The organism is Streptomyces sp. T12, from assembly GCF_028736035.1.
Lineage (GTDB): Bacteria > Actinomycetota > Actinomycetes > Streptomycetales > Streptomycetaceae > Streptomyces.
In genome coordinates this window covers 2473008-2484642 of the sequence record NZ_CP117866.1, presented here as the reverse complement: position 1 = coordinate 2484642, position 11635 = coordinate 2473008, and the positions used below count along the sequence as shown (strand labels likewise).

Annotated in this window: 11 protein-coding genes; 6 read left to right on the top strand and 5 right to left on the bottom strand. The window is 69.9% G+C overall.

The annotated features are described in order from the left end of the window. Positions 1–11 precede the first annotated feature (11 nt). From PBV52_RS11045 to PBV52_RS11025, 5 genes are all read left to right on the top strand, one after another. Complete coding sequence (locus PBV52_RS11045) at positions 12–590, top strand: TerD family protein (protein ID WP_274238136.1); 579 nt, start codon at positions 12–14, stop codon at positions 588–590. A 96-nt stretch (positions 591–686) separates the two neighbouring features. Next, positions 687–2765, top strand: coding sequence for a TerD family protein (locus PBV52_RS11040; RefSeq protein ID WP_274238135.1), 2079 nt, complete (start codon positions 687–689; stop codon positions 2763–2765). 224 nt (positions 2766–2989) lie between these two features. After that, positions 2990–3991 carry a TerC/Alx family metal homeostasis membrane protein gene (locus PBV52_RS11035; RefSeq protein WP_274238134.1) on the top strand — a complete coding sequence of 334 codons (1002 nt, stop codon included), beginning with the start codon at positions 2990–2992 and terminating at the stop codon, positions 3989–3991. 139 nt (positions 3992–4130) lie between these two features. Then, positions 4131–4433, top strand: a complete 303-nt coding sequence (locus tag PBV52_RS11030; RefSeq protein WP_274249354.1) for a hypothetical protein — start codon at positions 4131–4133, stop codon at positions 4431–4433. 103 nt (positions 4434–4536) lie between these two features. Further along, a complete protein-coding gene (locus PBV52_RS11025; RefSeq protein ID WP_274238133.1) occupies positions 4537–5637 on the top strand; it encodes a calcium:proton antiporter in 1101 nt (366 codons plus the stop codon). A gap of 70 nt (positions 5638–5707) precedes the next feature. Here PBV52_RS11025 and PBV52_RS11020 read toward each other — a convergent pair whose 3' ends face one another. Together PBV52_RS11020 and PBV52_RS11015 are read right to left on the bottom strand one after the other, a co-directional pair. Beyond that, a complete protein-coding gene (locus PBV52_RS11020) occupies positions 5708–6979 on the bottom strand; it encodes an MFS transporter (RefSeq protein WP_274238132.1) in 1272 nt (423 codons plus the stop codon). A 95-nt stretch (positions 6980–7074) separates the two neighbouring features. After that, positions 7075–8121 (bottom strand): S66 peptidase family protein, encoded by a 1047-nt coding sequence (locus tag PBV52_RS11015; protein WP_274238131.1) that lies wholly within the window; start codon positions 8119–8121, stop codon positions 7075–7077. A 105-nt stretch (positions 8122–8226) separates the two neighbouring features. Between PBV52_RS11015 and aroQ the strand changes: the two genes are divergently transcribed. Next, positions 8227–8700, top strand: coding sequence for a type II 3-dehydroquinate dehydratase (aroQ, locus tag PBV52_RS11010; RefSeq protein ID WP_274238130.1), 474 nt, complete (start codon positions 8227–8229; stop codon positions 8698–8700). 82 nt (positions 8701–8782) lie between these two features. Here aroQ and PBV52_RS11005 read toward each other — a convergent pair whose 3' ends face one another. Genes PBV52_RS11005 through PBV52_RS10995 form a run of 3 tightly spaced genes read right to left on the bottom strand, consistent with a single transcriptional unit; the run spans position 8783 to position 11333 of the window. After that, positions 8783–9511: an amino acid ABC transporter ATP-binding protein gene (locus PBV52_RS11005; RefSeq protein ID WP_274249353.1), complete on the bottom strand. Its 729-nt coding sequence runs from the start codon at positions 9509–9511 to the stop codon at positions 8783–8785. Between the two features lie 20 nt (positions 9512–9531). Then, the gene (locus PBV52_RS11000) at positions 9532–10452 is read right to left on the bottom strand and encodes an amino acid ABC transporter permease (RefSeq protein ID WP_274238128.1); all 921 of its coding nucleotides are present in this window, start codon (positions 10450–10452) and stop codon (positions 9532–9534) included. Further along, entirely contained in the window at positions 10449–11333 is an 885-nt protein-coding gene (locus PBV52_RS10995) for an ABC transporter substrate-binding protein (RefSeq protein ID WP_274238127.1), read from the bottom strand. Before PBV52_RS10995 ends, PBV52_RS11000 begins: the two co-directional genes overlap by 4 nt. Between the last annotated feature and the right edge of the window lie 302 nt (positions 11334–11635).

The window sequence follows — 11635 nt, the reverse complement described above, 5'->3', positions numbered from 1 at the left end:
GGAATCAGCACGTGACCGTCAACATGACCAAGGGTCAGGCCATCAGTCTGCAGAAGAACGACGGCGGCAGCCTGACCGCGGTGCGCATGGGTCTCGGCTGGCAGGCGGCTCCCCGGCGCGGCCTGTTCGGCTCGCGCACGCGGGAGGTCGACCTCGACGCCTCTGCGGTCCTGTTCGCGGACAAGCAGCCGGTCGACGTCGTCTTCTTCCGCCACCTGGTGAGCGACGACGGCTCGGTCCGCCACACCGGTGACAACCTCGTCGGCGGTGTCGGCCAGGGCGGCGACGACGAGGCGATCCTCGTCGACCTCGCGCGCATCCCGGTCCACATCGACCAGATCGTCTTCACCGTGAACTCCTTCACGGGCCAGACCTTCCAGGAGGTGCAGAACGCGTTCTGCCGCCTGGTCGACGAGACCAACGGTCAGGAGCTGGCCCGCTACACGCTCGCGGGCGGCGGCTCCTACACGGCCCAGATCATGGCGAAGGTGCACCGTTCGGGCCCGGGCTGGACGATGACGGCCCTCGGTACGCCGGCCAACGGCCGCACCTTCCAGGACCTGATGCCGTCGATCCTGCCGCACCTGTAGGACCTTCCGCACCGTAGGACCTGAAGGGCCTGGGGACCTGTGAGGCGGCCCGGCGAGCAGCACACAACACAACAAGCGACACAGGGGGACGAAGGCATGACGGCCGAGCTGGTGCGGGGGCAGAACCACCCGCTCTCCCAGGCCCGTCTGGAGATCCGGGTCTCGGCCGGCACGCCGATCGTGGCCGCAGCCACGCTCGGTGACGAGCAGGGCCGGATCCACGGCGTCGAATGGGTGGCGCACCCCGGCGCCCCCACCCTGCCCGGCCTCGAGGTCTCCCGGCAGGCGGCCGCCGACCATCGCCTCGCGGTGGACCTGGACGCCATGCCGGAAGCCGTCCACCGTGTCAGTGTGCTGCTCGCCCTGCCCACCGGGGTCGCCGGTCCGACCCGGTTCGGCGCCGTCGCCACCCCCTTCGTCGCGGTCACCGGCCTCGACGGCACCGAGGTCGCCTCCTACAGCATCACCGGCCTGGAGGCCGAGTCGGCCGTCGTCGCCCTGGAGCTCTACCGCCGCCAGGGTGCCTGGAAGGTGCGCGCCATCGGCCAGGGCTACGCCGGCGGCCTCGCCGACCTCTTCACCGACCAGGGCCTGCCCGAGGCCCGGCAACTCGCCGGCGGCATCAACGACGCGGTGGCCCAGGGCGTGGCCCGCTCGGTGCCGGCACCCCCGCCCCGGCCGGACGGCGACCGCTCCCGGCAGGCGGCCGCTCCGGCACTCGGCGCGGATCAGGGCGGTCCCGCACCGCAGGGCGCCGCCGACCCCGTACCGCCGCAGCCGACGTCGCCCTACGGCACCCAGACGCCTGGTGTGCCCGGGCAGTCCACACCGCAGCCGAACTCCCCGTACGGCACCCAGCCGTCCGGCGTACCGGGCCAGTCCGCGCAGCAGCCGTCGTACCAGAGCGGAACCGGCGCCACCGATCCCGCCCAGCCGTCCGCGCCCACGTCCGGCGGCCCGATCGACTACAGCCACCCGCGCCGCCAGAACGCGGCTCCGCCGCCGCCCCCGCCGACCGCGCCCCCGGCCCAGCCCGGGCAGCCCGCGCAGCCGGTCGCGGGTGACGCCACCGGCTGGTCCATGGACGAGCGGCTCTACAACCAGGTGTGGGGCATGTTCGAGGACCTGGCCCGCACGACCGCCGCCTACCGCAGCGCGGTCGACTTCGCCGACTCGCGCATGGAGAAGGAGCTCGACCAGGTCCTGTCGGACCCGCGCAGCCGGATCGGCGGACAGGGCGACGCCGCACGCGAGGCGGCCCAGGCCAAGCACGCCGAGCTCGTCAACCAGGCCAGGGCGACGCTCGACCGGGACCTGACCCAGCTCACCGCCGAGTCCGAGGTCGTCGAACCCGCGCTGCCAGCCGCGTACGCGCGCTGGGACAACCCCGTCTGGCACGGCTACCGCGTACCGATGGAGATCCCCATGGCCCTGCGCCTGGGCGACCTCCACCTGCCCGAGAGCGCCCAGCTGCGCATCCCGATGCTGGTCCGGCTGCCGCTGGAGCGGGGCCTGTGGATCGACAGCGGACGCGGCGGATCGCTCGACGGATCGTTCACCGACTCCCACGACCTGCGGCGCCTCGCGATGGAGACGGCCGTGGCGCACACGGCCCGACTGCTCGCCGTCTACCCGGCTGGCGAGTTCACCGTGCACGTCATGGACCCGGCCGGTTCGGGCGCGCAGGCACTCGTACCGCTGGTGCAGACCGGCGTGCTCGCGGCCCCGCCCGCCGTGGGCGCGGCGGGCGTCGCGGACGTCCTCGCGCGGCTCACTCAGCGCGTCGACCTGGTGCAGATGGCGGTGCGCGGCGGAGCACCCGACTCCCTGCCGCCCGGTTTCGACACCTCCGAGCAGCTGCTGATCGTCAATGACTTCCCGCACGGCTTCGACGACCGGGCGGTGAACCAGCTGCGCTACCTGGCCGACGAGGGGCCCGCCGTGGGCGTCCACCTCATGATGGTCGCGGACCGCGAGGAGGCCGCCGCCTACGGCCCGTTGCTCGACCCGCTGTGGCGTTCGCTGCTGCGACTGACCCCGGTCCCGGACGATCACCTCGCCGACCCGTGGGTGGGGCACGCCTGGACGTACGAGCCTCCGCTCGTGCCGCCGGGCAGCCAGGTGCTCCAGCAGGTGCTCACGCAGGTCGCCGCAGCCCGCGCCAAGTACAGGTAAAGCGCCACTGACCAGCACACTTGGCATTTCTTTTGCCAAGTACTTTACCTTTCCTTGGTGATTGGGTACTGTTCATTGCACGGAGGGGAGTACTCCCTGTCTGCTGCGACGTACCCGTCAATACGGATCCGGCCAGATCCCGGGGCGTCGGCCCATCGTGGGTGGAAGAGACCTCCGGCGCGCGACGACGCTGACATTTGCCGTTACGTACTGCCGGAGGCGCAGTGGATGTTTCCCCGACCCTATGGGTCCTGACCATCGTGGGCCTTGCCGCCCTCATCGCGGTCGACTTCTTCATCGGCCGTAAGCCGCACGACGTATCGATCAAGGAAGCCGGTATCTGGACGGTCGTCTGGATCGTCCTGGCGGGCCTCTTCGGGCTCGGCCTGCTCGTCTTCGGCGGCGGACAGCCGGCCGGTGAGTTCTTCGCGGGCTTCATCACCGAGAAGTCGCTGAGCGTCGACAACCTCTTCGTCTTCGTCCTGATCATGGCGAAGTTCGCGGTTCCCTCGCAGTACCAGCAGCGCGTGCTCCTCATCGGGGTCCTCATAGCCCTGGTCCTGCGCGCGATCTTCATTGCCGCCGGTGCCGCGATCCTCGCGAGCTTCTCGTGGGTGTTCTACCTCTTCGGTGCCTTCCTCATCTGGACCGCCTGGAAGCTCATCCAGGAGGCGCGGGCCGACGAGGAGGACGAGGAGTACGAGGAGAACAAGCTGCTCAAGGCCGCCGAGCGCAAGTTCGGTGTCGCCGACCGCTACCACGGCACCAAGCTGTTCATCACCGAGAACGGCAAGCGGATCATGACCCCGATGCTGGTCGTGATGCTGGCGATCGGCACCACGGACGTGCTGTTCGCCCTCGACTCGATCCCGGCGATCTTCGGCCTGACGCAGGACCCGTACATCGTGTTCACGGCCAACGCCTTCGCCCTGATGGGTCTGAGGCAGCTGTACTTCCTCATCGGCGGCCTGCTGAGGAAGCTGGTCCACCTCAGCTACGGCCTGTCGATCATCCTGGGCTTCATCGGAGTCAAGCTGGTGCTGCACGCGCTGCACGAGTCCGGGGTCCATGTCCCCGAGATCAGCATTCCGGTCTCGCTCGGCGTGATCTGCTCGGTGCTGATCGTCACCACGATCACCAGCCTGAGGGCCTCCAAGAAGCAGGCGGCGGCCGAGGCGGCGCAGGAGCGGAGCGAAGGCGCTCCGAAGGACAGCATCGACGTCTGACCACGTCGGACGTAGGAAGAACCAACACCGGGAGTGGTGCCCAGCGAATTGCCGAGCACCGCTCCCGGTGCTTCGTTGGGTGCTGGGTGTTCCCGGCCGGGGACACCACGGCCGGGTGGAGGCACCAGTGGACGCACCCATGAAGTTCGTGCAGATCATCGACTTCGAGACCGAGCGCATCGATGAGATGCGGGAGCTGGCTCATGAGACGGCACAGCGTCTGGCGGGTCGCAGCGGCGGCCCCACGCGCCGTCTCGTCCTCAAGGACAGGGGCCAGGCCAACCGCTACCTCGTGGTGATCGAGTTCGACTCCTACGAGGACGCCATGCGCAACAGCGACGACCCCGACACGACCAAGTTCGCGGAGCAGATGGCCGCACTGTGCACCAGGCCGCCGTCCTTCACGGACTGCGACGTACAGGAGATGACCGATTTCGCGTAGCGACATACGACCCACAGGGGCCCCGCATCCCGAGGGCGCGGGGCCGCCTGACAACCCACCAGACCGGAATGCGAACCCCCAACGCCTCTGCGACGATCGCTCCATGATCGCTCGGCTCAGGCCGCTCACGACCCAGTGGACGTACGTCGTGCCGGTGCTCGCGGTCGTCCTGCTGGCCTTCACCTGGGGACGAGACCTGCCCGGCGCGGTCGTCGCGCTGGTGACACTGGTCCTCGCGGGTGCCGTCCTGGCCGCCGTACACCACGCCGAAGTGGTCGCACACCGGGTCGGCGAGCCCTTCGGCTCCCTCGTCCTCGCCGTGGCCGTCACGATCATCGAGGTCGCCCTGATCGTGACCCTGATGGTCGACGGCGGCGACAAGAGCTCCACCCTCGCCCGGGACACGGTCTTCGCAGCCGTGATGATCACCTGTAACGGCATCGTCGGCCTGTGCCTGCTGGTCGCCTCGCTGCGGCACCGTACGGCGGTCTTCAACCCCGAGGGCACGGGTGCCGCGCTCGCGACCGTCGCCACCCTGGCCACGCTCAGCCTGGTACTGCCGACGTTCACCACGAGCAAGCCCGGGCCGGAGTTCTCCAGCGTGCAGCTGACGTTCGCCGCGCTCTCCTCGCTGGTCCTGTACGGCTTGTTCGTGGCGACGCAGACCGTGCGGCACCGCGACTACTTCCTGCCCATCACCCGGCAGGGCGAGGTGATCACCGCGGACGACCACGCCCACGCGCCCTCCGCCCGCACCGCGATGATCAGCCTCGGGCTGCTGGGCCTGGCCCTGATCGGCGTGGTCGGCCTGGCCAAGGGCGTGTCGCCCACCATCGAGTCCGCAGTGGCGGCCGCCGACCTGCCGCATGCCGTCGTCGGCGTGATCATCGCCCTGCTGGTGCTGCTCCCCGAGACGATCGCCGCGCTGCGCTCCGCCCGCCGTGACCGCGTGCAGACCAGCCTGAACCTCGCGCTCGGCTCGGCCATGGCCAGCATCGGACTGACCATCCCCGCGGTCGCCCTGGCCTCCATCTGGCTCTCGGGCCCGCTCGTCCTCGGCCTCGGCCCCACCCACATGGTGCTGCTCGCCCTGACGGTGGTGGTGAGCTCGCTGACAGTGGTGCCCGGGCGGGCGACACCGCTCCAGGGAGGCGTTCATCTGGTGCTGTTCGCGGCGTATCTGGAGCTCGCGATCAATCCGTAGCCGCCGTGTTCCGCAGCCGATCGTCCTTCGTAGCGGCGCTGTCCTGCATAGCTGCGGTGTCCGGAGCCCGTCACCCGGTGGCGGGCTCCGGCGCCGCGGCAGGCACCGGACGCGTCTCGGGCAGCAGCGCGAAACACCCCAGGCTGAGCAGCGCGATCCCGGTCAGATACGCCCCCACTCCCCAGGGCACCCGACCGCCCTGCTCGGCGAGTGCCGTCGCCACGATCGGCGTGAGCGCGCCGCCGAGGACGCCGCCGAGGTTGTAGCCCACCGCCGCGCCCGTGCAGCGCACCCGGGGCTCGTACAACTCCGGCAGATACGCGGCGATCACGGCGAACATCGTGATGAACGCGAGCATCGCCCCGAGGAAGCCCAGGAACATCAGCAGTGGCTCACCCGTCGCGAGGAGCGCGACCAGGGGAAACATCCACAGGGCGGCGGCAGCGCACCCGATCAGGGTCAGGGGCCGCCGCCCGTACCGGTCGCCGAGCATCGCCACCAGCGGTGTGAGCGAGCCCTTCACCAGCACCGCGCCCATGATGCAGGTCAGGATGACGCCCCGGCCCACACCGAGCCGCTCGGTGGCGTAGGCGAGGGACCAGGTCGTCACGGTGTAGAAGATCGCGTATCCGATCGACAGCGCCCCGGCCGTCAGCAGAACGAGCCGCCAGTGGTCGCGCACGACTTCGGCCAGCGGCACACGCGCGTGGTCATCGATTTCGAGGAACCGGGGGCTCTCGGCGAGCGACGACCGTAGCCACAGCCCCACTACGGCGAGCACCCCCGCCGCCCAGAACGGCACACGCCACCCCCACGCGGCGAACTGCGCGTCGGACAACGTCGCCGACAGCCCCAGCACCACACCGTTGGCGAGCAGGAAGCCCAGCGCCGGCCCGACCTGCGGGAAGCTCGACCACAGACCGCGCCGCTCGGCCGGCGCGTGCTCCACGGTCAGCAGGACGGCCCCGCCCCACTCACCGCCGATGCCGAGCCCCTGCAGAAAGCGCAGCACGAGCAGCAGCAGGGGAGCGGCGACACCGATCGTGTCGTACGTCGGTACGCAGCCGACCGCGACCGTGGAGGCACCGGTCAGCAGCAGCGAGGCGACGAGGACAGGCCGGCGTCCGTGCCGGTCCCCGATGTGCCCGAACAGCACCGACCCCAGGGGCCGCGCCACAAAGCCCACGCCGAACGTCGCGAAGGCGGCCAGGGTTCCCGCCACCGGCGAGAACGTCGGGAAGAACAGCGGCCCCAGGACCAGCGCCGCCGCGGTCCCGTAGACGAAGAAGTCGTAGAACTCGATGGCCGTTCCGGCGAGTGAGGCGGCCGCAAGCCGCAGCATGGAGGGCGCCCTTACGGTGCGTACGTCGTGCATGCTGCGTCAACTACCCACGGTGACCGAGGGTTACGGGGGCGTACGGGCGCGCCGGGGCTTCGTCAGTACGTGACGGTGATGCGCCGGGCGGGGCCGTCGACGCGGACGATGCCGCCGTAGGGGATCACGAGCTGCGGATCCGTGTGCCCGTAGTCCACATCGAAGACGATCGTGGTGTCGGGAGCATAGGCCCGCATGGCGCGCAGGACTGCCTCGCGCTGCTCTGCCGCGTAACGAGCGGCCTCCTCGGGGCTGTTGGGGCGCTCGAAGGACCAGGTCTTCGCGCGGCCCATGAGGAGTGCGGAGAAGCGCTGGAGCAGCCCGCGCTCGCCCATGTTGCGCATGGTGCGGAAGACCTCCTCGCCGCTCGGCATCTCCTCCGAGGTCTCCAGGAGCAGCACTCCGCCGTCGTATTCCGAGAGGTCGCGCGCGATTTCCCGGTCCGCCATCAGCATCCAGCCGAGGATCTCCAGACAGCCGCCCCAACTGCGGCCTTCCACCACCCCGTCGGCGTTCACCCACGTCCATCCGTCGGAGGGTCGCATCTCCGGCTCCGCGTCGAAGGTCGCCGGGTCTGCCCAGTCACGGTTGATGTCGTTCCAGAGCTCTGCGGGCTTCAGCTCGTACTCGCCCGACGTGAACAGCGCCGCCCGCAGTGACTCGGCGGTCAACTGGGCCATGGCAACAGGGCGGCCCAGCGCGGTCATGACGGTCGCGCCGTGGTAGCCGACGATGCCGGTGTTGCGCAGGAACATGAGCAGGTTCGTGTTGTCGCTCATTCCGAAGAACGGCTTCGGATTCGCCCGGATCAACTCCCGGTCCAGCAGCGGCAGCACGGTGATCTGGTCGTCGCCGCCGATCGACGCGATGACCGCCTTGATGTCGGGATCGGCGAACGCGGCGTGTATGTCGTCGGCGCGCTCCTGCGGCGTCGAGCCCATCTTGCGGGTCGTCGGGTACTCGACCGGTTCGAGCCCGTAGTCCTTGCGCAGCCGCTCCAGGCCCAGTTCGAAGGGGCGGGGGAACAGACCGGGAAGGCCCGCACCGGGCGAAATGACGGCGATGCGGTCGCCGGGGGAGGGCTTGGGAGGGTACGAGATCATGGTCATGACGGGAGGGTATGGCTCGCGGCGTGGTCCGTGCACCGTGATAAACCGGGGTCTGAGCAGCGGTCGTCGACGGACCGCCGCATCCCCGAACGGACCGGAGGAACCGTGCCCCGCACCCTGGCCAACGCCCCGATCATGATCCTCAACGGCCCCAACCTGAACCTGCTCGGCCAGCGTCAGCCGGAGATCTACGGCTCCGAGACCCTGGCCGATGTCGAGGCCCTGTGCGCCAAGGCGGCGGCCGCGCACGGCGGCACGATCGACTTCCGGCAGTCCAACCACGAGGGCGAGCTGGTCGACTGGATCCACGAGGCACGGCTGAACCACAGCGGGATCGTGATCAACCCCGGCGCCTACTCGCACACGTCGGTTGCGATTCTGGACGCACTCAACACCTGCGACGGACTGCCTGTGTTGGAGGTCCACATCTCCAACATCCACAAGCGCGAGTCGTTCCGGCACCACTCGTACGTCTCCCTGCGCGCCGAAGGCGTCATCGCGGGGTGCGGTGTGCAGGGGTACGTCTTCGGGGTGGAGCGAGTCGCGGCGCTGGCGGGGGCGGGGCAGGCGGACACATGACCTGGACAGGCTGGGCGAGCGGCCACCGCACGTCGGTCGGCGGGGCGGACGTGTAAGCCCCGCCGCCCATGGCGAGCGGTCCTTACAGCCGTCCCGCCTCCACGATCCGCCGCAGGAAGCGCTGGGTGCGCTCCTGCTGCGGTTCGCCGAAGATCTGGTCGGCCGTGCCGCGCTCCAGCACGACGCCTCCGTCCAGAAAGCAAACCTGGTCGGCGACCTCGCGCGCGAACCCCATCTCATGGGTGGCCAGCACCATGGTCATCCCGTCCTCCTTCAAGTCGCGGACGACGGTGAGGACTTCGCCCACGAGCTCCGGGTCGAGGGCAGCGGTGATCTCGTCGAGCAGCAGCAGCCGAGGCCGTACGGCAAGGGCACGCACGATCGCGACGCGCTGCTGCTGGCCGCCGCTCAGCCGGTCCGGGTACTCGCCCGCCTTGTCGGCCAGCCCGAGCCGCTCCAGCAGCTCACGCGCGCGTGCCTCGGCCTCCGCGCGGGACACCCCGTGCACCCGGCGCGGGGCGAGGGTGATGTTCTCCAGGACCGTCATGTGCGGGAAGAGGTTGTAGGCCTGGAACACCACGCCGATACGGCGCCTCACGGTGTCCTGGTCGACCCGCGGATCGGTGATCTCCTCGCCGTCCAGCCAGATCGCACCGTCGTCGATGTCCTCCAGCAGGTTCGCGCACCGCAGCAGCGTGGACTTGCCGGAGCCGGAGGCGCCGATCAAGGCGGTCACGGTGTGCGGGGCGACCTCCAGGTCGACGTCCCGCAGCACGACCGAGCTGCCGAAGGTCTTGCGGACGGACTCCATGCGCAGCACAGGTGCGTCGCTCACAGGGCTCCTCCTTGGGCGCGCCGGCGGTCCATCCGCGCCGTCACCCAGTCCGTGAAGCGGGTCATCGGGATGGTCAGCGCCACGAAGACCAGGCCCGCGACGATGTACGGCGTGTAGTTGAGGCTGCGGCCCGCGATGATGTCCGCGGCCCGTACGGCGTCCACCGCACCGCCGATCGACACCAGACCGGTGTCCTTCTGCAGCGACACCAGGTCGTTCAGCAGGGGCGGCACCTGACGGCGCACGGCCTGGGGCAGGACGACGTGCCGCAGTGCCTGCCGGTTGCTGAGGCCGAGCGAGCGGGCCGCGGCGCGCTGCGACGGGTGGACGGACTCGATGCCCGCGCGGAACACCTCGGCGACGTACGCCGAGTACGTCAGCGTCAGCGCGGTACCGCCCAGCAGTACCGGATCGACGGTCACGCCCTGCAGCCGCAGCGCGGGAACGCCGAGCACGACGATCATCAAGTTGATGATGAGAGGCAGGCCCCGGAAGAAGTCCGTGTACGCCGCCGCCAGCGCCCGCAGAGGGAAGAACACCGGGCCGCGCAGCGTACGCGCGACGGCGATGAGTATCCCGAGGACCAGCACGGCCGCACCGCAGACCAGCAGCAGCCGGACGTTGAGCCAGAGCCCTTCGAGGACCTTGGGGAACGCCTCGCGCGCGTACTCACCGTTGAAGAACGTCTCCTTGGTGCGCGGCCAGCCCGGCGCGTTGACCACGACCAGGTAGAGCACGACGCCGGTGAGCAGAGTGGAGAGGGCGGCGATCGCCGTGGCGCGGCGGGCACGGGCGCGTTTGTAGCGCTCGCGGTCCAGACGCCGCTGAGAGGGGACGTAACCGTCGCCGCCCGCGCCGGACATGCCGCCGTCGTCGTCCGCGCCCTCCTGGCCGGACTCCTCCTTCGTGACCGTCACTTGAGCACCGGAGCGTCGACCGCGTCCGACAGCCACTGCTGTTCGAGCTTGTCCAGGGTGCCGTCCTTGCGCAGGGCGTCCACGGCGTCCGTCACGCACGTGGTGAGCGCGCTGCCCTTGTCGAGCACGAGCCCGAACTGCTCCGGTGCAGCGCCCTGGTTCTCGAACTGCCCGACGATCGTCGCGTCCGTCACCTCGGCCGCGGTGATGTAGAAGGCGGTCGGCAGGTCGACGACGATGGCGTCGACCTGACCGTTCTTCAGCGCGGACTTGGCCTGGTCGTTCTTGGCGTACGCGGCGGCCTCCTGCGTCGGCTTCACCACGTCGTCGATGTAGTCGAGGCTGGTGGTGCCGACCTGTGCGCCAAGCTTGAGGCCCTTCAGGTCCGCGATGCTCTTCGCCTTGGCGGCCTTGGTGCCCTTCAGGGCGATGACGGCCTGGCGGACGTCGTAGTAGCCGGAGGAGAAGTCCACGGCCTTCTTGCGCTCGTCGCTGATCGACACCTGGTTGATGTCGAAGTCGAAGGTCTTCTCGCCGGGCGCGAAGGCCTTGTTGAACGGGACGCTCTGCCAGACGACGGCGCTCTTGTCGTAGCCGAGCTGCTTCGCCACGGCGTACGCGACCGCCGACTCGAATCCCTCACCGCCCGCGGGCTTGTCGTCCTTGAACCAGGGCTCGTACGCCGGCTCGTCGGTGGCGATCGTCAGCTTGCCGGAGGTCTGGGTGGCCAACTTGCCCTTGGCGCAGGTGTTCCCGGCCGACCCCGAGGGTGCGTCGGCGGCCTTGTCATCCGGCTGCGGGGCACAGCCGAGAGCGGTGGCGAGCAGGGCTGTCGTTGCGACGGCGACGGCGCGGCGCAGCGCGCGAGGGGCAAGATGCATGGCGGGAGATTGACAGTACATCGTCGTGTTTGTCGAGGTCACGACGGTAACTGTCCGCATAGTGGGAACGGGTGTTGCGTTCCTGTGAACAGGCCCCTCGGCGTGCCGCCGGGGCCGCCGGCCGAGGGCGGGGTTTGAGAGGCCGGCGGCCCTTACCGCTCAGGAGCCGTCATCCTGTGCGGGGCTGCTTCCAGTTGACTGCGCAACAACGTCCGCCGGGAGCGCGCGCGTGGCACCGGCGCGTGTGAACGATTCACACGGGGCGCGTGCGCGGGGCGCTCGCTCGCGTCGCCGCGATTACC